The 25,341-nt window shown below is 68.6% G+C and carries 23 protein-coding genes; 9 read left to right on the top strand and 14 right to left on the bottom strand.

Going from position 1 to position 25,341, the window contains the following annotated elements:
* Nucleotides 1–212 precede the first annotated feature (212 nt).
* Together ABD768_RS42310 and ABD768_RS42305 are read right to left on the bottom strand one after the other, a co-directional pair.
* Nucleotides 213–1,424, bottom strand: a complete 1,212-nt coding sequence (locus ABD768_RS42310; RefSeq protein WP_344850525.1) for a winged helix-turn-helix domain-containing protein — start codon at nt 1,422–1,424, stop codon at nt 213–215.
* 33 nt (nt 1,425–1,457) lie between these two features.
* Nucleotides 1,458–2,204, bottom strand: coding sequence for a ComEA family DNA-binding protein (locus tag ABD768_RS42305; RefSeq protein WP_344850524.1), 747 nt, complete (start codon nt 2,202–2,204; stop codon nt 1,458–1,460).
* 154 nt (nt 2,205–2,358) lie between these two features.
* Between ABD768_RS42305 and ABD768_RS42300 the strand changes: the two genes are divergently transcribed.
* A complete protein-coding gene (locus ABD768_RS42300) occupies nt 2,359–3,153 on the top strand; it encodes a S1 family peptidase (RefSeq protein WP_344850522.1) in 795 nt (264 codons plus the stop codon).
* Nucleotides 3,154–3,223: 70 nt separating this feature from the next.
* Here the strand turns inward: ABD768_RS42300 and hpf are convergent, their stop codons facing one another.
* The 5 genes from hpf to mtrA form a co-directional block, all read right to left on the bottom strand.
* Nucleotides 3,224–3,853, bottom strand: coding sequence for a ribosome hibernation-promoting factor, HPF/YfiA family (hpf, locus tag ABD768_RS42295; protein ID WP_343983662.1), 630 nt, complete (start codon nt 3,851–3,853; stop codon nt 3,224–3,226).
* Nucleotides 3,854–4,068: 215 nt separating this feature from the next.
* Entirely contained in the window at nt 4,069–4,821 is a 753-nt protein-coding gene (locus ABD768_RS42290; RefSeq protein WP_344850519.1) for a ComF family protein, read from the bottom strand.
* Nucleotides 4,822–4,839: 18 nt separating this feature from the next.
* Entirely contained in the window at nt 4,840–6,606 is a 1,767-nt protein-coding gene (locus ABD768_RS42285; protein WP_344850517.1) for an LpqB family beta-propeller domain-containing protein, read from the bottom strand.
* Nucleotides 6,603–8,216 (bottom strand): MtrAB system histidine kinase MtrB, encoded by a 1,614-nt coding sequence (gene mtrB, locus ABD768_RS42280; protein WP_343983863.1) that lies wholly within the window; start codon nt 8,214–8,216, stop codon nt 6,603–6,605. Before mtrB ends, ABD768_RS42285 begins: the two co-directional genes overlap by 4 nt.
* Before the next feature lie 119 nt (nt 8,217–8,335).
* A complete protein-coding gene (gene mtrA, locus ABD768_RS42275) occupies nt 8,336–9,013 on the bottom strand; it encodes an MtrAB system response regulator MtrA (protein ID WP_026163715.1) in 678 nt (225 codons plus the stop codon).
* A 226-nt stretch (nt 9,014–9,239) separates the two neighbouring features.
* On the opposite strand from mtrA, the gene ABD768_RS42270 reads away from it, so the two are divergent.
* Genes ABD768_RS42270 through ABD768_RS42250 form a run of 5 tightly spaced genes read left to right on the top strand, consistent with a single transcriptional unit; the run spans nt 9,240 to nt 14,320 of the window.
* Complete coding sequence (locus ABD768_RS42270) at nt 9,240–10,265, top strand: hypothetical protein (protein WP_343983653.1); 1,026 nt, start codon at nt 9,240–9,242, stop codon at nt 10,263–10,265.
* The gene (locus ABD768_RS42265; protein WP_344850514.1) at nt 10,262–10,909 is read left to right on the top strand and encodes a DUF4129 domain-containing protein; all 648 of its coding nucleotides are present in this window, start codon (nt 10,262–10,264) and stop codon (nt 10,907–10,909) included. The genes ABD768_RS42270 and ABD768_RS42265 overlap by 4 nt, the downstream gene beginning before the upstream one ends.
* Nucleotides 10,906–12,057, top strand: coding sequence for a DUF4350 domain-containing protein (locus ABD768_RS42260; protein WP_343983648.1), 1,152 nt, complete (start codon nt 10,906–10,908; stop codon nt 12,055–12,057). The genes ABD768_RS42265 and ABD768_RS42260 overlap by 4 nt, the downstream gene beginning before the upstream one ends.
* The gene (locus ABD768_RS42255) at nt 12,054–13,028 is read left to right on the top strand and encodes an AAA family ATPase (RefSeq protein ID WP_343983645.1); all 975 of its coding nucleotides are present in this window, start codon (nt 12,054–12,056) and stop codon (nt 13,026–13,028) included. Before ABD768_RS42260 ends, ABD768_RS42255 begins: the two co-directional genes overlap by 4 nt.
* Nucleotides 13,028–14,320 (top strand): DUF58 domain-containing protein, encoded by a 1,293-nt coding sequence (locus tag ABD768_RS42250; RefSeq protein WP_343983642.1) that lies wholly within the window; start codon nt 13,028–13,030, stop codon nt 14,318–14,320. Before ABD768_RS42255 ends, ABD768_RS42250 begins: the two co-directional genes overlap by 1 nt.
* A 33-nt stretch (nt 14,321–14,353) precedes the next feature.
* Here ABD768_RS42250 and ABD768_RS42245 read toward each other — a convergent pair whose 3' ends face one another.
* From ABD768_RS42245 to ABD768_RS42225, 5 genes are read right to left on the bottom strand one after another with little or no spacing between them, the layout of a single operon-like run.
* Nucleotides 14,354–15,286, bottom strand: coding sequence for an ABC transporter ATP-binding protein (locus tag ABD768_RS42245; protein WP_343983639.1), 933 nt, complete (start codon nt 15,284–15,286; stop codon nt 14,354–14,356).
* Nucleotides 15,280–16,239: an ABC transporter ATP-binding protein gene (locus ABD768_RS42240; protein ID WP_344850510.1), complete on the bottom strand. Its 960-nt coding sequence runs from the start codon at nt 16,237–16,239 to the stop codon at nt 15,280–15,282. The genes ABD768_RS42245 and ABD768_RS42240 overlap by 7 nt, the downstream gene beginning before the upstream one ends.
* Entirely contained in the window at nt 16,239–17,117 is an 879-nt protein-coding gene (locus tag ABD768_RS42235) for an ABC transporter permease (RefSeq protein ID WP_343983633.1), read from the bottom strand. Before ABD768_RS42235 ends, ABD768_RS42240 begins: the two co-directional genes overlap by 1 nt.
* On the bottom strand, nt 17,114–18,145 hold the full coding sequence (locus ABD768_RS42230) for an ABC transporter permease (RefSeq protein ID WP_343983630.1): 1,032 nt from the start codon (nt 18,143–18,145) through the stop codon (nt 17,114–17,116). The genes ABD768_RS42235 and ABD768_RS42230 overlap by 4 nt, the downstream gene beginning before the upstream one ends.
* On the bottom strand, nt 18,142–19,962 hold the full coding sequence (locus ABD768_RS42225) for an ABC transporter substrate-binding protein (RefSeq protein ID WP_344850508.1): 1,821 nt from the start codon (nt 19,960–19,962) through the stop codon (nt 18,142–18,144). Before ABD768_RS42225 ends, ABD768_RS42230 begins: the two co-directional genes overlap by 4 nt.
* A 228-nt stretch (nt 19,963–20,190) precedes the next feature.
* Here ABD768_RS42225 and ABD768_RS42220 point away from each other — a divergent pair, with 228 nt between their 5' ends.
* Genes ABD768_RS42220 through ABD768_RS42210 form a run of 3 tightly spaced genes read left to right on the top strand, consistent with a single transcriptional unit; the run spans nt 20,191 to nt 23,471 of the window.
* Nucleotides 20,191–20,793: a hypothetical protein gene (locus tag ABD768_RS42220; RefSeq protein ID WP_343983624.1), complete on the top strand. Its 603-nt coding sequence runs from the start codon at nt 20,191–20,193 to the stop codon at nt 20,791–20,793.
* A gap of 6 nt (nt 20,794–20,799) precedes the next feature.
* Nucleotides 20,800–21,486, top strand: coding sequence for a fibronectin type III domain-containing protein (locus ABD768_RS42215; protein WP_344850505.1), 687 nt, complete (start codon nt 20,800–20,802; stop codon nt 21,484–21,486).
* 53 nt (nt 21,487–21,539) lie between these two features.
* Entirely contained in the window at nt 21,540–23,471 is a 1,932-nt protein-coding gene (locus tag ABD768_RS42210; protein ID WP_344850502.1) for a sensor histidine kinase, read from the top strand.
* Here ABD768_RS42210 and ABD768_RS42205 read toward each other — a convergent pair.
* Both ABD768_RS42205 and ABD768_RS42200 read right to left on the bottom strand, forming a co-directional pair.
* Nucleotides 23,394–24,161: a DUF1206 domain-containing protein gene (locus ABD768_RS42205; RefSeq protein ID WP_343983615.1), complete on the bottom strand. Its 768-nt coding sequence runs from the start codon at nt 24,159–24,161 to the stop codon at nt 23,394–23,396. The two genes, ABD768_RS42210 and ABD768_RS42205, sit on opposite strands and share 78 nt — an antisense overlap.
* A 31-nt stretch (nt 24,162–24,192) precedes the next feature.
* Nucleotides 24,193–25,191, bottom strand: a complete 999-nt coding sequence (locus tag ABD768_RS42200) for a stage II sporulation protein M (protein ID WP_344850499.1) — start codon at nt 25,189–25,191, stop codon at nt 24,193–24,195.
* Nucleotides 25,192–25,341: the final 150 nt, after the last annotated feature.

The raw sequence follows: 25,341 nt of genomic DNA, 5'->3' as shown, positions 1-25,341 counted from the left end.
CGGTAACGGACACAACACAGCCCGCCCGCCTGGCGGGCGTCACCCATGGTACTGGGCGGTGAGCGTCATCCCACGCCCCGGCGTACGTCGCACCCTTGCCCCACCCACGAGCGAGCCCCCCGAAAAGTTCCGGTACTACGCCCGCGACGGCACTGCCCCCACTCTGCTTCTTCTCCGGAGCGAGGTGGCGGAGCCGCCGATGCTCCGGGTGGCTACTGGCCGCGGAGGGCGAGGCTCAGGGCGGGGGCCAGGTCGCCGCCGCCTGCTAGGCGGACCTGGTCCAGGCCTAGCCAGCCGGCTAGTTGGATCAGTTCGGCTGCCAGCTCTTCGGCGGTTTCTACCGGGGCGCCGGGCTCGGCGTGGGCGGATTGGACCAGGAGGGTGCCGGTGGGGCGGTCGGATTTGAGGTCTACCCGGGCGACCAGGCGGTCACCGAGGAGGAAGGGGAGGACGTAGTAGCCGTGGACTCGTTTTTCGGCCGGGACGTAGATCTCGATGCGGTAGCGGAAGTCGAAGAGGACCTCGGTGCGGGTGCGCTCGAAGACCAGCGAGTCGAACGGGCTGACCAGGGCCCGGGTGTTGACCCGGCGCGGAAGCTTGGCGTCGCGGTGGAGGTACGCCTGGCGCTTCCAGCCCTGGATGGTGACCGGCAGCAGCTCCCCCTCCTCGACCAGCTCGGCGATCGCCTGCGCGGTCGGGGCCGGCGAAGTACGGAAGTAGTCCTTCAGGCATTGCGCGGTCGCGACCCCGTGCGCCCGCGCCGCGATCGAGACCAGCCCGCGGTGGGCCTCCTCCGAGGTCGGCGTCGGCGTGGCGACCACCGCGGCCGGCAACACCCGCTCGGGGATGTCGTACATCCGCTCGAACTGCTGGTTCCGCCGCGCCACCGTGATCTCACCGGCGAAGAACAGGAACTCCAGCGCCCGCTTCACGTCCGACCAGTTCCAGCCCCAGTTGGTCCGGTCGCGCTCGACGTCGTCGTCGATCTCCCGAGCCGTCAGCGGCCCGTGATCGCGCACATCCGCCAGCACCTGCTTCACCAGATCCGGCCGCTCGACGGCGATCGACCGCGGCCCGCCCCACGCCTCGGTGCTCGCCCGGGCCATCCGCCAGCGCATCAACGGATGCGTCTCCACCGGGATCAGCGACGCCTCATGCGCCCAGTACTCCACCAGCTTCCGCGGTGACTTGCCCGAAGCCCGGTCGAGCAGCTCCCGCGGGTACGGTCCCAGCCGGGAGTACAACGGCAGGTACTGCGCTCTGCTCAGCACGTTCACCGAGTCGATCTGGATCAGCCCGATCCGCCCGAGCACGCGCGCCAGCGCCCGCATGTCCGGCACCCCTTTCGGGCGCGGGTCGGTGAACCCCTGGGCGGCAAGTGCAATCCGCCGGGCCTGAGCCGTCGACAACACCTCGGTGATCACCTCACGAAGTCTGCCGGACGCCACCGACAAAACTCATCGCGCGGAGTCCTGTACGCCGATGACCACCAAATACTCAGCAACCTCCGGAGCGGCGCCCGCCGGCAACAGCCCCCGGGTCCACAACTCGTCGACCGACCGGAACCGCCCGTGCTGCATCCGGCTCACCACGATCGCCGCAGCCTGCTTGCCCGTGATGCCCGGCAGCGCGTCGATCAGGTCTGCCGGAGCGTCGTTGAGGTCGATCAACCCACCATCGTCGTACTGCCGAGGTAGGTCGGGCCGCCCGATCCCCAGACTCCGCGCCAGAGCAGGCTGCTCCGCAGCCAACTGCCGCGCCTGACTCCGTCGCAGCGGCTCAGCCGAGAGCCCTGAAGCCTGCGGATGCCCCACCCACGGCGCCTGCTGCGGCTGGAGAAAGTACGGGTTCTGTTGTGGCTTCCGATAGAGCGGACTGCCGATCACCACCATCGCCTGGAAGGCGCAGACCACGGCCGACATCAGGTAGACCAGCGTGGCGACAAGCTGGCCATTGCTGAGCTCAGGGTCGTCTGACTCGAGCACATAGAGGATGTAGAAGACGGTCACCGCCAGGTAGCCCACTGCCGACAGCCCGAGGAAGGCACTGCGTCGCTTGATGGCGACCAGACCCGTCATCAGCCAGCCACCCAGCCCGATGGTCACCACCGGCACCGCCGCGCCCAGCAGCTTGAGCACCAGCAGCTTCCACCCGGACGCCCTCGGCTGCTCCTGCGAGAGATACGGCGCTACGCCATTCCCCATCGGTTCCTCCCCTGTCCGGTCAGAGTGTAGGGATCGGGGCCGGTCATAACTTCGGAGTTACCGGAAGTGAGAGGTGCGCTACTCGGGGTAGCCGGGAGAGGGTCCGGGTAGGCCGCGCCGCCCGCGTGGCCCCTATCACCCTGGAGTGTGAGGCATGGCAAGACTTGTTCGCGCCGTTCTGGCCGCTGGTGTCCTGACCGCAGCATCCATCGGCGCCGTATCCGCGTCCGCCGCCCCGGCACCGGAAGGACCGCCCGCCCCGATCGTCGGCGGCGACGTCGCCCACACGGCTGACTTCCCCTGGGCGATCCAGCTGTCGAACAGCGGCTCGCCGGTCCCGTCCAAGGAGTACTGCGGCGCCACCCTGGTCGCGGCGAACAAGATCGTCACGGCAGCGCACTGCTCCGACCAGGCGGCCAGCACCTACACGGCGATCCAGGGCCGGGACGTGTTGACGGACAAGTCGACCGGCAAGGAGTCCAAGATCAGCAACATCTGGGTCGACCCGGAGTACGGCAAGTCGCCCGGGCACGACGTGGCGGTGATGACGCTGGCCACGCCCTTCACCGGCGTACCGACGCTGGCGCTGGAGACCAGTACCGCCGCCGACACGGCCGGCGCGCCCTCCGTCGTCTACGGCTGGGGCGAGACCGAGGGGACCGGCCCGACCGACACCTTCCTGAAGGTCGACGTGCCGGTCCTCGGTGACGCGGTCTGCGAGAAGGCGTACGCAAGCGAGGGCTACACCGGGGCCGGGGAGATCTGCGCCGGCTACGAACAGGGTGGCAAGGACTCCTGCCAGGGCGACTCGGGTGGCCCGCTGGTGCTGAACGGCCGTCTCTTCGGTGTCGTCTCGTGGGGCATCGGATGCGCCGACGCCGGCAACCCGGGCGTCTACGCCGAGGTCGCCGCCTACTCGACCGAGCTCCAGGCGCAGATCGACAGCTAGTCCGGCAGCACGCAATGGAGGGCCCGGTCAGCGAGGACCGGGCCCTTCATCTTTGTGGATCCTCCCGAAGTCAGACGGCCAGCCGGATCACGCCGTAGTCGTAGCCGCGGCGGCGGTAGACGACGCTGGGCTGGTTCTCCTCGGCGTCGACGAACAGGTAGAAGTCGTGGCCGACCAGCTCGAGCTCGTAGAGCGCCTGGTCCAGCGACATCGGCTTGGCGGTGTGGGTCTTCTCGCGCATCACCAGCGGGCCGTCACCGGTCACCGTCAGCGAGCCGAACTTCTGGGTCGTCACCTCGTCCTCGGCGACCGTCTCCTCCGGCGCGGCCGCGGCGGCGCCGTTGTCGGACAGCTTGGCGGCGATGTGCCGCAGTCCTTCGGGGGCGTGCTGGCCGGTGTGCACCCGGCGGCGGTCGGCGGCCTTGCGAACCTGGGCCTGGAGCCGGTCCAGCGCGACGTCGAACGCGGCCTGCTTGGTCTCACCGCAGGCTTCGCCGCGGACCACCGGCCCCTTCGTGTACATGGTGAGCTCGACTCGCATCGCCCGGTCGTGTTGTCGCGGGTTCTTCTCCTGGCTGACTTCTACTTCGCATCGCAGTACCCGGTGATCGACCTTCTCGATCCGCTCGAGTTTTTCCTCGACGTACTGCCGGAAGCGGTCACTGACCTCGCAGTGATGACCCTTGACAACGACGTCCACGGAAACCTCCATCGATCGGCGACTCTGTTACGTCTTCGGACCCCCGTAACCACGGTTCGGATGCCCGAAACGAGAACACCCGCTGTCCGGCCCGGCGAACTCCGTGGGAAGGAATCCGGCTGATCCGGTCCTCGCCCACATCCTCGTTCGACAAGCCCAAGCGGGTGTCATAGGCCAACGCTAGTCGGCTTCGGCGAAAACCGGTAGGGAAGTTCTCATGAACCAGACGCCGCCCGGCGCCGGGTCGCGGCCAGCACCGCGCAGCCGAGCACCGGAATTCCCCGCGATGCCAAGGCGCGACAGCCCTCGGCGAGCGTGGATCCGGTGGTCAGCACGTCGTCGACCAGGATCACCGGTTGATCCGTCAGCCTTTCAGCCCAGCGCGAACGAGCCGCGAAAGCCCCGGCCAGGTTGGCGGCACGCTGCTCAGCGGACAGTCCGGCCTGGTCCTCCGGACGCCGTACTACGGCCAGCGCGTCGGCCCGGCGCACGTCGTACCCACGTTTGCGCAAATGCCGAATCGCCACGCCTGTCATCCGACCGAGCGGGTCATGGCCGCGCTGCCGGACCGTCGACGGCGACGACGGCACCGGGCACAGCCAGGCGGCGCGCCCGGGATCCAGCGCACCCTGGATCGCGACGGCGAGCGCCTCACCCAGCGGGCGAGCCAGCGAGTACCGGCCGTATTCCTTGTGGGCAAGGATCAGCGAGCGCACCACCCCGGCGTACTCCGTCGTGGCCGTTGTCGGACGCAACCAGACGGGCACCGGCTCGGGCCAGGCCCGGTACGGCGTACTGACGGCAAGGGCGCGCCCGCACTCGGGGCAGGGCGAGACCCCGGGCCGGCCACAGCCTGCGCAGCGCCCACCCAGCACGAGGTCGACGAGGGCGTCCCGCAGCAACCACCCGGACCACGATCCGCGATCGCCGTCCGCGCCGCAACCGGCGCAGGACGGCGCTGTGGACAAGTCAGCGCTGTGGACAGGTCAGCCGGGGTAGACCGGCGTGATCTGGCCTTCGGGCCCCTCGGCCATGTCGACCCAGTTGAGGTCCTTGCCCTGCCAGTGCAACTGCTTCTCGGCGTCCTGAACGGCGGGCAGCGTGTCGTGGCTCGGGTTGGACGCCACGTGAATCGTCTCGAACGAACTGCTGGCGCCCGGGATCACCTGCGGCTGCGAACCGTCCACGTTGACCTGCCACGGCCGCGCCCCGTCACGCTTGGGGGAATTGCCGGCCACCAGGATGCCCGGGTTGTTCCAGGACGCGTCGGTGATGTCGACGAGCGGCAGCTGCAACGGCATGAACCGGCCGAGCGTGAGTTTGCCGTCGCTGGTGGCGACCGACGCGGTCATCACCGAGTTGACGCCCTTGCGCTCCATCACCAGCAGCGCCCGGACGCCGTCCGGCGCCATCCGCAGCACGACCGGCCGGCTCGCGCCGAAGCTGGTCAGCACGTTCGACACCTTGCCGTCCGAGGTGCGGACCCGGAGCCTGGGCTTCGCGCCGTCGGCCCGGTCCAGGATCCACAGGTTGTCCTCGCCGTCGAAGGTCGGCCGCAGAACCTTGCCGTCGGCCTCGATGACGGACGGCGGCGGCTCACCCTTGGGCGCGTCCAGCCGGCCGACCGCGACGATCGGGCGACCGGCCTTGGAGGAGCTCACGACCGCGCCGGTGTCGCCGCGAAGGTTCACCGCGAACGACTCGGCCCGGTAGGGATACAGCTGGCTGTCGACGATCGCCTTGGCCTCGATGGTCTGGCCGTCGTCCTGCCCCTGGATCCGCTGGATCTTGCCGGCGCGGATGCCGTACAGGTCCTTCAGCCGTCCGGTCGACACCGCGGGGTCGTACTGGGTGAAGTTGGTGTACGACAGCTCCTCGGGCCGGTCCGGCAGCAGCGGAGCGCCCTCGACCGTGATCCGCACCCGGGTGGTGATCGGCTGCAGCGTCCAGGTGATCTGGGCGGCCAGCTGCTCGCGGTCGGTCGCGTCGGTCAGCGACGAGGCCGTCCCGCTCAGGGCGACCGTCGCGACGCCCGACTCGACCGGCACCGACACGTCCACGGTGGTCCCGGGCGGCGCGTTGGAGACGACGCTGTTGCCGAGCCGGGTGGTCGGGCCCTTCAGCAGCTCCTGGATGAGCTGGGTCGCCGCCTGGCCCGAGGGCAGGTTGCGCGGCAGGTAGACCGGGTCCGGCACCATCAGGTGCTTGCTCGGGTTGAAGAAGTAGAGGGTGTACGGGGTCAGCCTGGGCACCACCTGGTTGCTGCCCAGGAAGACGCCGGGTGGCGGGTTCGCGACCCGCCACTCGTCCCCGACCTTGGTCAGGTCGAAGGCGAAGTCGAGCTGGGTGTTCGCCGGGGCCGGCGTCCACGAGCCGCGGTCGTCGATGGTGGCGATCAGTGGCGCCGCCAGATGGAACTTGCCGTCGGCCTCCTTGGCGATCCCCGGACTGGAGCCCTGGTCGTAGACCAGGATCTTGGACTCGGGTTTCCACGCGTCGCCGGCCTCCGGCGTCATGTACTCCCGGGCCACGTCGAAGGCACTCGAGTCCGACATCGCCTCCACGAAGCCGTTCACGAGCTGCTGCTGGCCGGCGTTGGGTCGCGGTGGCCGCGCCTCGACGCCGATGCCGCCGAGGCCCGGCGGGGGCGCGTCCTGGCTGCTGTTCCGGATCGGGCCCTTTGTCGGTACTGTCGCGCAGCCGGTGACCAGGAGTGCGGTCGCCAGGGCTCCGGCGAGCAGGCGGGCCTTCACGCCTCATCACCACCCGTGAGCTTCTGGTACGGCGCGCCGACGTCGACCAGCGACATCTCGGTCACCACTCTCACCGCATCCGCCGGGCGGGCAGGCAGCGGCGAGCCGGTCAGGGTGACGTCCGGGCGGCGCGGAACGGTCAGGCGGAAGTACGCGCCGTCGCCGGGTGACCCCCAGGCGTCCAGCCGGCCGCCGTGCAGCCGGGCGTCCTCCAGCGCGATGGACAGGCCCAGCCCGGTACCACCGGTGGTCCGTGCGCGGGCCGGGTCGGCCCGCCAGAACCGGCTGAAGACCATGTCGGCCTCCTCCGCCCGGAAGCCGACACCGTGGTCGCGGACAGCCACTGCGGCGGCATCGTCGTCGTACGCCGTGCTGATCCGGATCGGCCGGCCTTCGCTGTGCTCGATCGCATTGCCGATCAGGTTGCGCAGGATCCGCTCGATCCGGCGCGAGTCGACCTGGGCGCGGCACGGCTCGGGCATGTCCAGCTGGACCTCGCAGCCCTTGCGTTCGAGCAGGGTCTCGTGGTTCTCCAGCACCCGGGAGACGATGTCGCGCAGGTCGACGTCCTCCAGGTCGAGGGCGGCAGCGCCGGCGTCGAAGCGGCTGATCTCGAGCAGGTCGGCCAGCAGTCCCTCGAACCGGTTGAGCTCGCCCTGCAGCAGCTCTACCGAGCGGCGGGTGATCGGGTCGAAGTCGTCCCGGGTCTCGTGCAGCAGGTCGGCCGCCATCCGGACGGTGGTCAGCGGGGTCCGCAGCTCGTGGGAGACGTCGGAGACGAATCTGCGCTGCAGCCTGGACAGCTCCTCCAGCCGGCGGATCTGTTGCTGCAGGTTGCTGGCCATCTTGTTGAAGGAGACCGCTAGGCGGGCCAGGTCGTCGGTACCGCGGACCTGCATTCGCTCCTCGAGCCGGCCGGCCGCGAGCCGCTCTGCGATCCGCCGGGCCATCCGTACCGGGGTGACGACCTGGCGGGTGACCAGCCAGGCGACGGCACCGAGCAGGACGACCAGCAGCAGGCCAGCGGTGACCAGGGCCCGCTGGACGACGTCGAGCGTCTCCTTCTGCGCAGTGAGCGGGAAGAGGAAGTACACCTCGTACCGCTGGGCGCTGTTGCCCTGCACCCGGAGCTGGGAGCCGATAGCCAGGCCCGGCTCGCTGCGGTTGCCCCGGTAGTCGATCCGCATGTAGGTGTCGAACAGCTTGGTGTCGTCCTGGGTGACAGACGCCCTCAGCTCGGGCGGGATCGACTCGCTCTTGACCAGGCCGGTGCTGCGGATCGCGTTCGAGTCGGCGCTGTCGCTCGGGATCAGCACTACTTCGTACAGGCCGGGGCGGTTGGAGCCCGCGACGAGCAGCGAGAGCTTGTTCTGCAAGGCGCCGGGGTCGGCCGCGTTGATCGAGCTGGTCAGCGAGGCGAGCTGCGCGACGGCCTCCTGCTTGGCGCTGTCGCGGCGGGACTCCAGGATGCCGTCGGTGACCTGGCTCATCATCACCCAGCCGACCAGGATCAGCACGATGGTCGACATCAGCAGCGTGCCGGTGACGATCCGGGCCTGGATCGAGCGCCGCCAGACGTCCGGCCAGTGCCGAGGGTGAGTCCGCCACAGCGGCTGCGGCAGGGCATGCCAGTCAGCCCCGGCGGCGGTGAGCTCGATCTCGGTTCCGCGGGGCTCCGGTTCGGTGGCCGGCTTGTCCCCTTGCGACTGGCCGTCGCGTCCGTACTCGATCAGTCCGCACCAGCCTTGTAACCCACGCCACGGACGGTCACGACGATCTCCGGGTGCTCCGGGTCCTTCTCGATCTTCGAGCGCAGCCGCTGGACGTGCACGTTGACCAGCCGGGTGTCGGCCGCGTGCCGGTAGCCCCAGACCTGCTCGAGCAGGACCTCGCGGGTGAACACCTGCCACGGCTTGGAGGCCAGGCAGACCAGCAGGTCGAACTCCAGCGGGGTGAGCTGGATGGTCTCGCCACTGCGCTTGACCGAGTGGCCGGCCACGTCGATGGTCAGGTCGCCGATGGTCAGCGACTCCGGCCCGGGCTCGTCCATCCGGCGCAGCCGGGCCCTGATCCGGGCCACCAGCTCCTTGGGCTTGAACGGCTTCACCACGTAGTCGTCGGCGCCGGACTCCAGGCCCAGCACCACGTCCACGGTGTCGCTCTTGGCGGTCAGCATCACGATCGGCACGCCGGACTCGGCCCGGATCGCGCGGCAGACGTCGATCCCGTCCATCCCGGGCAGCATCAGGTCGAGCAGCAGCAGGTCGGGTTTGAACTCACGGAAAGCAGGCACCGCCTTGTCGCCGGTGGCGACCAGGTAGGTGTCGTAGCCCTCGTTGCGCAGCACGATGCTGAGCATCTCGGACAACGCCGTGTCGTCATCGACGATGAGGACTCGGCCCCGCATCGTCCGGTTACCTTCTGCCACGCCTGCTCCTTGCCGGTCCGGATGTACTGCGCGATGTACTGCGCGCCCAGCGGGCGCCGATCGTACGCACTACGGATAGTGTCCCATTCCCGGGGTAGCGCACACGCCGGATCGCCGAGCGGGACTCTACTAATGGCGGTATGGACCCGCCCGGCCTGTGATCATGGTGCACTGCGGGGGTCCGGGACAACCTGGGAGGGGCGGGATGGGCGACGACATCGGGGTCTACGAGAGTTCGGAGTACTCCGAACCGCTGCGGCCGTGGCTGCCCGCCGACCTGCTCGACAACGCCGCCCGGACCATCTCCGAGAACAAGGCGATCATGCTGGGCCTCCCGGTGCTGGCCGGGGTCGCGCTGGCCGCGGTACAGGCCGCACTGACCCAACTGACCGTGCCCGGTGGGATCAGTGGCTTCTTCAACGCGGACTCCCCCTTCGAGCAGGCCGGCATCGCCATGCTGGTCATGTACGGGGTGGAGCTGATCCTGTTCGCGGTGGTGTCGAGCATGCTGTCCGGCATCATCGCCCTGGCAGCCGTACGTAGCCAGCTGGCCAACCGGGTCGGCCCACGCGAGCTCCTGCGGCTGGTACGCCGGTCCCTGCCCGCTCTGGCCGCCGTGGGCGTCGTCCAGTCGCTCTGCTTCGGCGTGATCATCGCCGGCTGGGGTCTGGGCGTCTTCGCCATCGGCGCCGGTACGGACGCGCTGATCTCGTCCGAGGCGGCCGGGCTGGTCGCAGTACTGCTGGTGCTGGTCGGTGGCGTCCTGGTGCTCATCTTCGGGATCCGGCTGGTCCTGGCGGGCACTGTGGTCCTGATGGAGGGCAAGCATGCTCCGGATATCGGGCTCTACATCCCTGCCAGGGTTGGCGTCTGGGGCTCGCTGAAGCGGTCCTGGCGGCTGGTACGCGGTAAGTTCTGGCGGGTGCTCGGCATCCTGCTGTTCGGCGGACTGGTGGTGAACATCGTCAGCTACGCGCTGCAGTTCGGCATCGGCACGCTGGCCGCGACGCTGGGCTCCTGGGCCGATGGCAGTGAGGACAGCACTGCCACCATCGTCTCGGTCGTGCTGGCCGTCTCCGCCGGGCTCGCGACCATCCTGACCCTGATCGCCAGCCTCGCCTTCATGTCGGCGGTCCAGGCGCTCATCTACCTGGACCTGCGGGTCCGGCGCGAGGGGCTCGACCTGTGGATGCGTCCGGCCCTCAAAGCACCGACTGGGCCGGCCCTGTGAGGGCCCTGGTGTTCCTCGAGCCGCCAGTCGACGTCAACCGCGACGACGCGGCACGGGAGGCCGCCAAGGAGCTGGCCAAGCCCGCGTACGGCCAGGCCGGCGACAACGTCATCTCCCGGATCCTCGACCACATCATGCAGTGGATCGCGGACCTGCTGCGCAACCTGACCGGCCAGTCCACCGACGGCCGGGCAGGCCTGGCGATGCTGCTCGGGCTGATCGTGCTGGTCGTCATCGTGGTGCTGTGGCGGGCCGGCGTACTGCGGACCACGCGTGGCGCCAAGGGCCAGGCTGTCTTCGAGGACGACCGGCCACGTAGTGCGGCTGCCTACCGTTCCCAGGCCGTCTCGGAGGCGGGGCGTGGTGACTACGCGGCTGCGGTGCGGAGTCGCTTCCGCGCTTGCGTTGCGGAGCTGACCGAGCGCACTGTGCTCGACGAGCGGCCGGGGCGGACGGCGTACGAGGCTGTGGCGGACGCTGGGCGCGTAGTACCGGCTCTGCGGGAGCCACTGCAGCCGGCGGCGCTCGTGTTCACGGAGGTTGTCTACGGCAACCGGCCTGGGACGCCTGAGCGCTATGCGCTGGTGGTAACTGCCGATGAGGCCGCCAGGCATGTATCGACGCGACAGTTGGTGCAGGAATGAGTACTGCGGTCGGTAGAAGCGGTACCGAGGCCTGGCGTGCGCTGCGAGTGCCCCTCCTGGTCACCGGGCTCGTGGTGCTCGGCCTGCTCGTACTGCTCATCGCAGGAGCCGCCCGGACCTCTGGGCCGTTCAGCCCGGACTCTGCCGACCCGGCGGGCGCCAAAGCCCTTGCTGCACTGCTGGAGAACCACCAGGTCGAGGTAACCGGCACGACGGCCTACCAGGATGCAGTCGACGGCAGCGCCGACAAGACGCTGCTGATCGCGCCCGGCGGCTCCTTGAGCCGCTCGGACTGGCAGGACATCGCCATGGGCGGCTGGGGACACGTGGTGCTGATCCGGCCGGGCACGAGGGCACTGGAGCTCATCGCACCCGGCGTACTGAACGCGAGCACGACACTGCCCGAAGACAGCCGCGCTCCCGACTGCGACCTCCCCGCCGCGGTCAAGGCCGGTACTGCGACCGTCAGCGGCGCCTCGTACTCCGCACCCGACTCGGCCATCGCCTGCTACGGCGACGGCATCAACCACACGCTCATCCGGCTCGAGACCGGCGGCAAGATCGTCGACGTCGTCGGCTCACCGCAGTCCTTCACCAACGAGATGCTGGCCGAGGACGGCAACGCGGCCCTGGCGCTGAACCTGATCGGCACGAACTCCGAGGTGGTCTGGTACCTGCCGCAGTACGAGAACGACAGCTACGACTACGGCGATGACGACGACAGCGACGGGCCGCCACTGGTCCCGCCGGACGTCCGGTACATCGCCTGGGCACTGGCGTTCGCGGCCTTCGTGGTGGCCATCTGGCGTGGGCGGCGGCTCGGGCCCGTAGTACCGGAGCCATTGCCGGTCATCGTGCATGCAGCGGAGACCACTGAGGGCAGGGCTCGCCTCTACCGTCGCTCCCGGGCTCGGGACCGTGCTGCGGCTGCTCTGCGCGAGTCAGCGCTAGGCAAGCTCCATACTGCGCACGGCATCCCTCGCCGGGCCGAGCCGACCGCAGTAGTGGCCGCAATCGCCGCCCGGACGGGCAGGGATCCCGCGATGCTGTACGAACTGCTCTATGGTCAACCACCACTCGACGACGCCGCACTGATGTTCTTGTCCCATGAGCTGGACCTGCTGACGCTGGAGGTACGACACCCGTGACGACCGCTATCGAGGTCACCCCCGAACGGGCCAGGCAGGCTCTGGTCGAGCTGCGGAACGAGATCGGCAAGGCGGTGGTCGGCCAGGAGACGGCCGTCACCGCCCTGGTCCTCGCCCTGCTCTGCCGCGGCCACGTCCTGCTGGAAGGAGTCCCCGGTACGGCGAAGACGCTGATGGTGCGGGCGCTGTCGATGGCGATGCGGCTGGAGACCAAGCGGGTCCAGTTCACCCCCGACCTGATGCCTGGTGATGTCACCGGGTCGCTGGTGTACGACGCGAAGACCAGCGAGTTCGAGTTCCGCAAGGGGCCGGTGTTCACCAACATCCTGCTCGCGGACGAGATCAACCGGACGCCGCCCAAGACGCAGGCCGCGCTGCTCGAGGCGATGGAGGAGCGGCAGGTCACCGTCGACGGCGAGCCCCGGCTGCTGCCGGTTCCCTTTGTCGTGGCGGCGACCCAGAACCCGATCGAGTACGAGGGCACTTATCCGTTGCCCGAGGCACAGTTGGACCGGTTCCTGCTGAAGGTGACGCTGGACATTCCGCCGCGGGACGCCGAGATCGCAGTACTGGCTCGGCATGCTGCCGGTTTCGATCCTCGTGACCTGGTGGCCGCCGGGTTGCGCCCGGTGGCCGGGCCGGAGGACTTGCTGGCGGGGCAGGCGGCGGTGCGGCGGGTCGCAGTACGGGAGGACGTACTGGCTTATGTGGTCGACCTGTGTCGGGCCACTCGGCAGTCGCCGTCGCTGCAGCTCGGGGTGTCGCCGCGTGGGGCTACTGCGCTGCTTGCGGTGGCTCGGGCGTGGGCCTGGTTGTCCGGGCGCGACTACGTGATCCCCGATGACGTGAAGGCGATGGCACGTCCTTGCCTGCGGCACCGGGTGCAGATCCGGCCTGAGGCAGAGCTGGAAGGTGTCACGGCGGACGCAGTACTGGAGAGTGTGCTGGCCACGGTGCCAGTGCCACGCTGATGGTCCTGACTGGCCGGGCCGGCGTACTGGCCGCGGCGGGGGTGCTGTTCGTCGCCGTGCTCATGCCCCGGTGGGCTGGGGTCGGCATAGTGGTCGCTGCCGTGCTGGTGGTGTGCGTGGTCGACCTGTTGCTGGCTGGGTCGCCTCGACGGCTGCAGTTGAGCCGGGAGGGCGATACGGCGGTGCGGTTGGGGCAGCCGGCTGTGGTGACGCTGCTGGTGGCTAATCCCGGGCGGCGGGTTAAGGGGCTGCTGCGTGATGCTTGGCCGCCTTCGGCCGGAGTACAGGATCCTCCGCACAAGCTGGACCTGCCGTCGGGTGAGCGGCGGCGGTTGACCACACACCTGCTGCCTACCAGGCGTGGGGATCGGCATGCAGATCGCGTGACCGTGCGGTCGATCGGGCCGCTCGGGTTTGCTGGGCGGCAGGGGGCGCACAAGGTGCCGTGGACGGTACGGGCGTTACCGCCGTTCAACAGCCGCAAGCACTTGCCGTCGCGGCTTGCCCGGTTGCGGGAGCTCGATGGCCGAACTGCCTTGTTGGTAAGGGGCCAGGGCACCGAGTTCGACTCACTGCGGGACTACGTGCCGGGTGACGACGTCCGGAGCATCGACTGGCGGGCGACGGCTCGGCGCAACACCGTAGTACTGCGCACCTGGCGCCCCGAGCGCGATCGCCAGGTAGCCATCGTCATCGACTCCGGCCGCATGTCCGCCGGCCGCGTAGGCGACGCACCCCGCCTGGACCACGCCATGGACGCCGCCCTCCTCCTGGCCGCCCTGGCCACCCGCGCCGGCGACCGAGTCTCCTTACTGGCCTGCGACTCCGAGGTCCGAGCCGACGTCCGCCGCCCCGCACCCCAAGACGTCCTACCGTCCTTCGTCAACGCGCTAGCCAACGTAGACGCCCAACTAGTCCAAACAGACTTCCGGGTCGTCGTATCCCAGGTCCTGGAACGCCTAGGCCAACGCTCCCTGGTAGTCCTCCTAACCGGCCTGGACCCAGCCGTGATCGAGGAATCCCTCCTCCCCGTCATCGGCCCCCTCCTGCGCCGCCACGTAGTAGTCCTGGCCTCGGTCGCCGACCCCCGCCTGACCGAGATGGAATCCTCCCTCTCCGACATGATCGAGATCTACGGCGCCGCCTCAGCCGCCCGCACCCGCCTCGACCGAGAACGAGTCACCGCCGTTCTGACCCGAGCAGGCGCCACAGTCGTAGACGCCAACCCAGACCAAATAGCCCCCGCCCTAGCCGACACTTACCTAGCCCTCAAAAAAGCCGGCCGCCTCTAGCTGGTACTGCCTGCCGCTTGTGCCCGATCTACCTCAGAGCAGGTGGCAGGCTGCTTGAGCAGCGTCGGACGCCGGCAGGATCGGGAGTACGTCGGTGCGGCATTTGTCGGCGATGGGGTTTCCGGACGCGACTACCTGGCAGCGGGGGTGGAAGCGGCAGCCGCCGGGGATGCGGGTGGGGTCCGGCGGCTCACCGGTCAGGACGATGCGGGCCGGGGACTCGGGAAGTACCGAGAGCAGGGCTTGGGTGTAGGGGTGCTGGGGGGACTTGAGGATCTGTTCGGTGGGGCCGGATTCGACGATGCGGCCCAGGTACATGACGGCGACCCGGTCGGCGATGTTCCAGGCGAGGCCGAGGTCGTGGGTGACCACGAGAGCGGACAGGCCGAGTTCGTCGCGGAGGCGGAGCAGGAGGGCGAGGATCTCGCCGCGGACGGAGGCGTCGAGGGAGGCGACGGGCTCGTCGGCGATGAGGACCTTCGGGTTGAGGGCCAGCGCGCCGGCGATCACCACGCGTTGTCGTTGGCCGCCGGACAGTTCGTGCGGGTAGCGCAGGAAGAAGCGTTCGGGTGGGCGGAGGCCGGCCCGCGACAACGCCTCGGCGACGACCTTCTCCTCGTCGGGCAGGCCGTGGATCCGGGGGCCTTCGGCAACGGCTTCGTAGACCGTCTGGCGTGGGTTGAGTGAGCCCATCGGGTCCTGCAGCACCAGCTGGACCTGGCGACGGTAGGCCTTGAGCGCCTTGGCCCGATAGGAGAGCGGCGTACCGTCGTACGAAACCGTCCCTGACGAAGGACGTTCGAGGCCGAGCAGCGTCCGGGCCAGCGTCGTCTTGCCGCAGCCCGACTCGCCGACCAGCGCGACGATCTCACCGGCGCCGACGGACAGGTTGACGCCGTCCACCGCCCGCGCCGGACGCCGGCCGCGGGAGGCGAACTCGACCGCCAAAGAGGTTGCCTCTAGCAAGATTCCTCCAGCACCAGAACACAGGCCGCCGTACGCCGATCGCCCGCCGGCCGCAGTTCGACGTCGACCGAAGAGCACGACTCCAGCGCCACCGGGCACCGCGGATGGAACACGCACCCCGACGGCAACTGCTGCGGATCCGGCGGATCACCCCCGAGACCGCGAGGCGCCAGCCGCGACGCCGGATCACCCACCGTCGGAAAAGCAGCCGCCAGCGCCTGGCTGTAGGGATGCCGGAAGACCCCGTCCGCAGGACCGGTCTCGACCAGTCGCCCGGCGTACATCACCGCCAACCGGTCACAAGTGTCAGCCAGCACCGACAGGTCATGCGAGATCATCAGCAGCGAGATCCCCTGCGAAGCGATCAGCGACTTGATCAGCGTCAGCACCTGCGCCTGCACCATCAGGTCGAGCGCAGTCGTCGGCTCGTCCGCGATGATCAACTGCGGCTCACACGCCAGCGCCATCGCGATCATCACCCGCTGCCGCTGCCCACCGGACAGCTCATGCGGATAACTGCGCGCTCGCCAGGCGGGCAACCCGACCTGCCGCAGCAGTTCGACAACTCGCTCAGAAGCCTTCGCAGGTCCAGCCAGCTTGTGCACCAGCAGCGGTTCGGCGATCTGATCACCGATCCGCTGCACCGGATTCAGCCCATGCTGCGCACCCTGGAACACGATCGACGCCTCAGCCCAGCGAACCGCCCGCAACCGCCCCCACTTCATCGCCAGCACATCCTCGCCACCGAGCATGATCCGCCCCGAAGTCCGGGCGTCACGCGGCAGCAACCGCAGCAGAGCCATCGCCAGCGTCGACTTCCCCGACCCCGACTCGCCTACCACCCCAAGCGCCTCACCGGCCTCCAGCGACAGCGACACATCCCGTACCGCGGGCACGTCCCCCGACGCGATCCGGTACGTCACCGACAACGAGTCCAACTCGAGCAGACTCATCAGACCGCCCTCCGCAGCCGGGGATTCAGCACGGTCTCCAGCGCCCGGCCGCACAGCGTGAACGCCATCACCACGATCACGATGCACAAGCCCGGTACGAGGATGTACCACCAAGCACCCGACGTCGCCGCGCCCCAGTCGTACGACCCACGCAGCATCGTCCCCCAAGACGTCTTGTTCGCGCTGACCCCGAGAAAGGCCAGCGTCGACTCCGTGACGATCGCGCTCGCGACCTCCAGCGTCGTACTTGCCAACAGCAACGGTGCGACGTTCGGCAACACGTGCCGCGTGGTGATGTGCCAATGCCCGCCACCCAATGCCTGCGACCGTTCGATGTACGGCCGCGCCTCCACCGCCAGCGTCTGCGCCCGGATCAGCCGGGCCGTCGACGGCCACGAGGTCACCCCGATCGCCGCGATGATCGTCACCGTGCTGCCACCCAGGATCGCCGCCAGCACCAGCGCCGTCACCAGCGACGGCAGCACCAGGAACCAGTCGGTGATCCGCATGACGATCGCACCGATCCACCCGCGGAAGTGCCCGGCCGCGATGCCCAGCACCGTCCCGATCACCATGCTCAGCAACGCGGCGAGGAACCCGATCAGCAACGACGTCCGCGACCCCCACCAGATCATCAGCAGCACGGACCGCCCCGACTCGTCCGTACCCAAAGGATCGGCCCAGCTCGGCGGCGCAAGCTTCTCGCGCGTCCCGCTGACGACATTCGTCACGCCCGCGTCGATGAACAGCGGCGCGATCACCGCCAGCAACACGGCCAGCAACAGAATCGCCAGCCCGATCACCCCGGCCCGATGCGTCCGGAAGTCTCCCCAGAAGCGTCCCAGGGCAAGTCGCCGCCGCGTCCAAGTGATGCTCATGCCGACCTCACCCGAGGATCGAGCAGGTGGTACACGACATCCGCGAGCGTGTTCATCAGGATCACCGACACCGTGATCAACAGGAACGTGCCCTGCATCAACGTGAAGTCAGGCACCCGGATCGCCTCGTAGAACAACTGCCCCAGCCCCGGCCAGCTGAAGATCGCCTCGACCGTCACCGCCCCGCCGACCACGAACCCGATCCGCATGAACACCAGCGTCACCGTCGGCAACAGCGCATTCGGTACTGCGTGCCGCCGCCGGATCTCGTCGTCTCGCAACCCCTTCGCCCGCGCCGTCGTCACGTAGTCCTGCCCCACCTCGTCGAGCACCGACGACCGCATCACCAGCAGGTACTGCGCGTAGACGACCGCCACCATCGTCAAGCACGGCAGCACCATGTGTTTGGCCACATCCAGCACATACCCGAACCCGTCCGGCGCGTCGACGCTCTCGATCCCCCGGGTCGGGAAGATGCCCGGAATCGGCCCGATCCCAGCCGCGAACACCATCAGCAGCAGGAGTCCGAGCCAGAACGTCGGCACCGACCACAGCACCAGCGACACCCCGGTCGAGAACTTGTCGAACCTGCTGCCCGGCTTCCACCCGGCGCGGGCTCCTTGCCAGATGCCGAGGCTGACGGCCATCACCAGCGCGGTACCGGTGAGCAGCAGGGTGGAGCCGATGCGTTCGCCGATCAGGTCCAGTACGGGGCGCTTGTACTCGTACGACGTACCGAGGTCGAAATGCACCGTCTGGTTGACGAAATGGACGAACTGCTCGGCCAGCGACTTGTCCAGCCCCAGCCGGTGCCGCTCCAGATCGAGCTGCTCCGGCGTCATGTTCCGCCCCTGCGCCAGCGCCCGCACCGGATCCCCCGGCAGCAACCGGAACGCGAAGAACGTCGCCACGATCACCATCGCGATGCTCAGCAGCGCCCCACCGACCTTGGCCAAGGCGTACCGGAGCAACCCCCGGCCGGCGGGCTGCTCATCGATCGCCTCGGCCGCCGGCGGTGCGATCGTCATTCGCGGTCGTCCGCCACCATCTTGCGGCGGCGGGTGAAGAGGAAGCCGGCTCCGAGGAGCACGACCGCCGCGACCGCGACGCCGACGATCACGCCGGTGCTGGAGCCGCCTTCGTCGGTACCGGCGTCCTTGGTGACGGCCTGGAGTGTGTAGAACGGCCAGTAGCCGCTGCCGCCGTACAGGATGCCCTTGTCCTCGGGGATCGGCGTGATCGAAGCGATCCGGTCCTTGCGATAGCCCTCGAGGTCGTTCGGGTAGTACAGCGCGATCACCGGAGCGTCCGTGTAGAGCCGCTCCTCCATCTTCTTGATGATGTCGGCGCGCTTCGGCCGGTCGAGTTCCTTCAACTGCTGCTGGTACAACGCCTCGTACTGCGGGTCGCAGTAGAACGACTCGGTACCGCCGCCCTCGCCCGACGCCGTCGGCCGCCGGCTGCACAGGTGCGTCGCCAGCACCTCTTCCGGATCCGGGTTCACCGACCAGCCGCTGATCGCGATGTCGAACAGCGCCGTCGTCCCGGTCTCCTCGGTGAACTTGCTCGAGTCGAGCCGCTTGGTGGTCAGCGTGATGCCGAGCTCCTTGAACCACCCGGTCAGGTACTCCGCGAGCTTCTCCTCGATCGGCGTGTCGGTGTGGATGCTGAACCGGAACTGCAGCTTGCGCGACCCGTCCGGCATCGTCCGGACCCCGTCGGCGCCCTTCTTGTACCCGGCGTCGTCGAGGATCTTGTTCGCCTTGGCCAGGTCGAAGCTGACCTTCTCCGCCCCCGACGCCTGCCAGAAGAAGTCCTTGTACATCGGCGGAATGATCGATCCGTCGGCCGGCACCGCCAGCCCGTTCTGCACCTCGTCGACCAGCTTCTGCTTGTCGATCGCGTAGTGCAGCGCCTCCCGCACCTTCGGGTCCTTCAGCGCCGGATGCCCGTCGCCGATCGGCTTGTTGTCGCTGGTCGTCGCACCGTGGTTGATCTGCAGGTACGTCGCCCGCCGGCCCTGCTCGTTCCACTGGACGATGTTGCTGTCACCCTTGAGCGCGTCGAAGTCCGGCGGCGCGAGCCGGCCGATCAGGTCGATGTCGCCCTTCTTCAGCCCGACGATCGCGGCCGCCGGGTTGTCGTAGAAGATCACCTGCAGCTCGTCGATCTTCGGCGCGCCCCGCCAGTAGTCCGGGTTCGCCTTGAGCTTCACGTACTGGTCCTTCTTCTGCTCCACCGCGATGTACGGCCCACTCGTCACGGCCGGGAAGTCGGTGGCCTCGTACTTCGAGATGTCGGCGACCTTCTCCCACACGTGCTTGGGCATGATCGGCACCGGATTGTCGAGCATCGACGCCTGTGGCGCCTTGAGCTTGATCGTCAGCTCCTGGCCGCTCGCCGTGACGCCGGCGAAGTTCTCCACCGCCGGGCCGTTCGCGGTCTTGGCGCCGTCGTCGGTGATCATCTTGTTGAACGTCCAGGCCGCGTCGTCCGCGGTGATCGGCTGGCCGTCGGACCACTTCGCCTGGCGGATCTTGAACGTCCAGGTCAGCCCGTCGGGCGAGGTCGTCCAGGACTCGGCCAGGTCAGGACTGGGCTGCAGCGTCTTGGGGTCCGGCACGGTCAGGAAGCCGTACATCCACCGGTGGATCGACGACGAGACCAGCCGGACCGCCAGGAACGGATTCAGCGAGTCCACCGACTGGGTGGCCCCGACCCTGATCACCTTGGGCGCCGCAGGGTCTGCCTGGGCGCTGCTGGAGACCGCCTGAGCGGTCACCCCTGACAGTCCCCCGAGCGCCAGCATCGCCATCGCCGCCGCCGCGCCGATCCATCTCCGCATCCGCCCCACGCACCTTCCGCCCTGGTGGTTTAGGGAGAAAACCACACCATTCGGCTACCGTTCGTCAACGATTAACGTATTTTTGTCACAGTATCGTTGCCCCGGGGTCATGGAACTGGGTTCCATAAAATCCCGCGAAGGGCTCTGTTGAGCGGTAAGCGTTTGCCTTATGGTGAGCGGGCGTACGCGGACAGTTAACGCCCCGAACTATCCGATGAGGTACAAACCATGACGAAACGCTTTCGCGCGCTCGGCGCCGCGGTCGCAGTGACCGCCGCCCTGACGCTCGCCGCCCCCAGCGCCTTCGCCGAGGTCGAGCCTGGCGGCTGGACCTCCTACTCCCCGTCCTTCTCCGAGCAGGAACGCGGCTGCGGCCAGATCAGCGGCCTGACCTTCCAGCTGACCTGCTCCACCGGCAGCGGCGACCAGCGCGCCGAGCGCCGGTACGCCACCTACTCCAGCGGCAGCCGCCAGTTCGAGGGGTACTTCAAGATCACCTCGATGTCCGGCGGCACCCGGATCAGCCTCAAGCAGACCTTCAACGAGAGCGCGGCCGGGCCGTTCTTCATGCTCGCGGTGGAGAGCGGCGGCCGGCTCTACCGGGTCGGCGCCGGCACCGTCGCGAACGGCGCCACGGTCGGTACGACGGTCCGGGTGAACACCGTGCACGTCGTCGGCAGCACCCACAAGACCTACATCAACGGCTCCCTGAAGCAGACCATCTCCAGCCCCGGTGGCAGCTTCTACGACAAGTTCGGCTCGTACCGCACCGACAGCGGCAAGGGCCCGATCACGGTCCAGTGGAGCGGCGTCAACTTCTGGCGGAAGTAGGTCCTGTTGATCCGTCTCGCCACAGCGGTGGCACTGCTGGCCGCGCTGACCGGTTGCGCATCCCAGGCAACCGGCCAGCCGGCCGGCACCCGCGCCGCCAAGCCGGTCGCCCCCGAACTCACCGCCACTCTCGACACCCCGACCGACATCACCCTGTCCTGGTCGGGCGGCCCGGCCGAATCGACCAGCACCATCGTCGAGTTCGCCACCGAGCCCGACGGCCGCTACACGATCCTCGACTTCGTCACCGCCGGCCAGCACCGGTACAAGCATCCCGACCTGATTCCCAGGACCCCCTTCTACTACCGCGTCACTCCGGTCCTCGGCCCGGTCTCGTCCCCCGTCGAGGTGAAGTTGCCCGCAGCAACGACTTACCGGGCGGCCAGGGCGAGCGCCGACATCGGCTCGGTCCGATCAGGAGCCGGTACGCCGACCGAGGTCGCCGCCCGGTCGATCGGCACCGACGGAGTCCGCGTCTCCTGGACCGACAACGCCACCGACGAGGACGGCTACCTCCTCGAGATCAAGCCGGCGAACCAGGCCCAGTACCGGGTAGCCGGCTTCATCGACCCCAACTCGACCGTCACCGACCTGACCACGCTCCCCAGCGAGCGCGTCGCGGCATACCGGATCCGGGCCTTCTACCGCGGCGCCCCCTCCAACCTCGCCCACCAGACCACCGGCGCCGACTGAGCATCACTCGAAGGAGTGACGCCGACGACCTCCGGGCGTCACAGAATGGACAGGTGAGTGCCCAGACCAGCAGCATCCGGATGCCTGCCGCGCGCCTGCTGCCGGCCACTGTCCCGGTCGCCGACCTGTTGATCGCGCTGCTCGGCATCAGCGCGATGGTGGCCGACATCTTCCTGATCGGCGGCATCGAACGCTGGCACTTCGTCGACCCCTGGGTCGCCCTGAGCCTCATTCTGGCGCCGGCGACGCTGGTCTTCCGGGCCAGCCGGCCGCTGATCCCCTGCATCGTGCTCACCGCCGCGATCACCCTCGCCTATCTCCCGACGAACACCCAGCCGGTACTGCTCGTATGCCTGGCCGTGGCCCTCTTCTCCGCGGCCAGATCGGTGCGGTCGCCGATCGGCCGGTGGGTCGCTCCGGTGATCACTTTCCTGCCGGTGATCGCCACCACGACCATCTGGCCCCGGGTGATCGACCTCGTCTACTGCCGCCCGGACACCCCGACGTGGCTCTTCCCCAACTACGCGCGGATCGCGGCCTCGGACCTCAACGAACACGACACCATCGTGCACTGGCCGGTGGAACTGTCGCTGGTGCTCGCCATCAGCTGGCTCGCCGGCTTCCTGCTCCGCTCGGTCGACCTCCGGTCCCGGCTGGCCCCGTTGGTCGACGACATCATCCGGGTCGACGACGAACGCAGCCCGTGGCGATTCGACGGACTGCTCGCCGCGGTCTTCAGCCTCCTGCAGCTCTGGTACCACTCGCAATCCGACGTCGACTACCAGGTGGGCATCCGCGCGGTGCTGACGGTCTCCCTCACGCTCGCGCCGTTGACACTTGTCCTCCGTCGACGGCTGCCGGTCGTAGCGTGCGCCGTACTCGGCCTGGCCGCGATCGCGGGGTATGCCACCGCGCAGACCCCGTGGGTACTGATCTTCGCGCTGGCGGTGGCGTTGTACTCGGCCGCGGCCTGGCGCAGACCGACCTTCTCGGCGACACTCACCGCGAACGTCCTGGGAGCGATGTACCTGGCCAGCAGCACCCTTGGAGCAGAAGGTCTGATCCGGGTCGTCTACTCGGATCCGCAAGCGGCCCTGATGCAGGTGTTCCCCGGCGAGAGCGACTCCAGTCTGCTCGTGACTGCGTTCGACCGGGTGTGGCCGTTCACGTACTCCCTCGCCCTGGTCGCGCCGTGGTGTGTCGGTCTGCTGGTCCGGACCGTCCGCCGGAGCCAGCGCGCCACGCTCCGCGAGGAGCAGTTGATCAAGCGCAACCAGGAACACGAGCAGACCCAGGTGCTGCTGGAGGAACGCGCCCAGATCGCCCGGGACCTGCACGACGTGGTCGCTCACCACGTCAACCTGATGGTCATCCAGGCCGAGACCGGTCCGGATCTCGTCGCCAGAACGACCAAGGACGCGGTCCGCGGCTTCCGGCGGATCGGCGACACCGGCCGCCGCGCGCTGACCGAGCTCGACCGGATGTTGTGGGCGCTGAGGGGTGAGCCTGGATCGCCCGCTCAAGCACCGATGCCCGGGCTCGGCCAGCTACCTGCGCTGGCCGGGAGCCTGACCGAGCAAGGGATTCCGGTGTCGCTCGAGGTTCGCGGGGATCCCGCTGCGCTACCGGACAGCGTGCAGCTGACCGTCTACCGGCTGGCGCAGGAGGCGCTCACCAACGTCGCCAAACACTCGAGGGCGGACAGTGCGCGGCTGCTGGTCGACGTACAGGCCAGCGGTGTCTCGGTCGAGATCCGCGACGACGGATCCGGCTTCGACGTCGCTGCGGCGTCCATCGGCTACCGGCACGGCCTGGCCGGCATGAACGAGCGTGTCCGGATCCACCACGGCACGCTCGACATCACGTCAGCGCCTGGCGACGGTACGACGATCAAGGCGTGGCTGCCGTCAGTGCCTGGCGTTGCGCGACCAGACGAAGCAGTAGACGCCGAAGCAGGCGATCCCGAGCGCCATCAGGGTGAGTAGCACCGAGCCGAAGGGCTGGTCCTTGATCGTGCGCAGGGCGGTGTCGAGGCCGCCGGCCTTCTTCGTGTCGTAGTTGATCGCCGCGTAGGCGAACAGGCCGCCGACGATCAGGAAGGCTATTCCCTTGGCGGCGTAGCCGACCCGGCCGAGCATGATCGTCGACTCCGAGACGCCGCCGGTCAGGTCCTCGGTGAACTTCTTCGTCACCGCCTTGTACAGCTGGCGAACACCGACGCCGATGATGACCAGGCCGGCGATCACGACCACCACCCGGCCGAAACCGCTCTGCATCAGCTTCGCGGTCATCCCGCTGGACTGGCTGGTGCCGGACTTCGAGGAGCCCATCGCCACCTTGGCCGCGCTGATCGACAGCGCGAGATAGACGATGCCCCGACCGATCGACGACACCTTCTTCTCGGTGTCGAGGTGGCCGTAGACGAGTTCCAGCACCTTCCAGATCACCAGCGCCAGCAGGCCGACGGCGACGATCCACAGGAGCACGCCACCGAAGGGCTTGCTCGCCAGTTCCTGGAGCGCGCCTTGCTGGTCGGCCTCGCCCGAGCTCTTGCCCCAGGCGAGTTGGAGCGCGATCCACGCGATCAGCAGATGTACCACGCCGTACGCGATCAGGCCGACGGTGATCGCGACGGCATACAGACGACTTTGCTGGGCTTTCTGGGCGGTCCTCATAAAGCACCCTGTACCCGCCCGGAAACGCCGGTCAGACCGACAGCGGTGCACTCGCCTCGCGCTCGGACAGCTCCACGTCGCCGTACTCGCCGGATCGCGCGGCCCGCCGGCCGAGCGTCCAGACATAGACGAAGAAGCCGATCTCGACCAGTACGCCGATGCCGACCCGGACCGCGGTCGGCAGGTGCGACGGGGTGACGAACGCTTCAATCAAACCAGTGATCAACAAGATGACCGCGAGGCCGATCGCCATCCCCACGGTCGCCCGGCCGGTCTGGGCGAGCGCGTGCATCCTGGTTCGCGGGCCGGGCGCGATCCACGACCAGCCGAGCCGCAGCCCGGCCGCCGCCGCGACGAACACCGCGGTCAGCTCGAGCAGGCCGTGCGGAGTGATCAGGCCGAAGAACACGTCGGCGCGGTCGTGGCCGATCATCACCCCGGCGTTGATGCCGAGGTTCATCGCGTTGCTCCAGAGCACGAACATCGTCGGCACCAGCAGTACGCCGATAGCCAGTACTGCGGCCGATACCGTCGCGTTGTTGATCCAGACCCGCAGGGCGAAGTCCTGGGCCGGGTTCTCGGAGTAGTAGTTGGCGAAGTCCTCGTCGACGAGCTGCTGGATCTGTGCCGGAGTGGTGACCGAGTCGAGCACCTCTGGGTGCGCGATGATCCGCCAGGCCATCCAGGCCGCCACCAGGTAGAACAGCAGGCCGATGGTGAGCCACCAGCGGCGAGAGGTGTAGAGGGCGGCGGGGAAGCTCACCAGGAAGTACCGGGAGATGTCACGCCACACAGGTGCCTGTGCACCCGTCACCGCACCTCGCGCGTCACCGATGAGCCCGGAGAGGCGGCCGATCGTCACAGGGTCGGCTCCACTCGCCCGGAGCGCCGACAGGTGGGTACCGACCCGCTGGTAGAGCGACACGAGCTCATCGGCCTCAGCACCGGTCAACCGGCGCTGCCGCCGGGTCAGCGCCGCCAGCCGATCCCACTGCGGCTGATGCACGGACACGAACGCCTCGACGTCCATCAGCCCTCCCTGGTGCCCCGTGAATGGTGTAGCTCGAACGATAGCGGTGTCCAGGTGCGTGCATCGTGGTGCTTGAGCAGTGGCCTCGATGCGGAGCATCGTGGGCGCTGGGCAAGTGCCGCGAGGTGCGTGCCTGGGCGCCGATAGCGT

It is taken from the genome of Kribbella ginsengisoli, assembly GCF_039537185.1.
Taxonomy (GTDB): domain Bacteria; phylum Actinomycetota; class Actinomycetes; order Propionibacteriales; family Kribbellaceae; genus Kribbella; species Kribbella koreensis.
This window is presented reverse-complemented; position numbering and strand designations above follow the sequence as displayed.

Bases quoted from the DNA above. Each gene is read 5' to 3' on its own strand.
- ABD768_RS42300 (WP_344850522.1), top strand. From the start codon at position 2,359: ATGGCAAGACTTGTTCGCGCCGTTCTGGCCGCTGGTGTCCTGACCGCA.
- ABD768_RS42250 (WP_343983642.1), top strand. From the start codon at position 13,028: ATGGTCCTGACTGGCCGGGCCGGCGTACTGGCCGCGGCGGGGGTGCTG.
- ABD768_RS42205 (WP_343983615.1), bottom strand. From the start codon at position 24,161: ATGAGGACCGCCCAGAAAGCCCAGCAAAGTCGTCTGTATGCCGTCGCG.
- ABD768_RS42240 (WP_344850510.1), bottom strand. From the start codon at position 16,239: ATGAGTCTGCTCGAGTTGGACTCGTTGTCGGTGACGTACCGGATCGCG.
- ABD768_RS42270 (WP_343983653.1), top strand. From the start codon at position 9,240: ATGGGCGACGACATCGGGGTCTACGAGAGTTCGGAGTACTCCGAACCG.
- mtrA (WP_026163715.1), bottom strand. From the start codon at position 9,013: ATGCGGGGCCGAGTCCTCATCGTCGATGACGACACGGCGTTGTCCGAG.
- ABD768_RS42225 (WP_344850508.1), bottom strand. From the start codon at position 19,962: ATGCGGAGATGGATCGGCGCGGCGGCGGCGATGGCGATGCTGGCGCTC.
- ABD768_RS42230 (WP_343983630.1), bottom strand. From the start codon at position 18,145: ATGACGATCGCACCGCCGGCGGCCGAGGCGATCGATGAGCAGCCCGCC.
- ABD768_RS42305 (WP_344850524.1), bottom strand. From the start codon at position 2,204: ATGGGGAATGGCGTAGCGCCGTATCTCTCGCAGGAGCAGCCGAGGGCG.
- ABD768_RS42235 (WP_343983633.1), bottom strand. From the start codon at position 17,117: ATGAGCATCACTTGGACGCGGCGGCGACTTGCCCTGGGACGCTTCTGG.
- ABD768_RS42220 (WP_343983624.1), top strand. From the start codon at position 20,191: ATGACGAAACGCTTTCGCGCGCTCGGCGCCGCGGTCGCAGTGACCGCC.
- ABD768_RS42200 (WP_344850499.1), bottom strand. From the start codon at position 25,191: ATGGACGTCGAGGCGTTCGTGTCCGTGCATCAGCCGCAGTGGGATCGG.
- ABD768_RS42260 (WP_343983648.1), top strand. From the start codon at position 10,906: ATGAGTACTGCGGTCGGTAGAAGCGGTACCGAGGCCTGGCGTGCGCTG.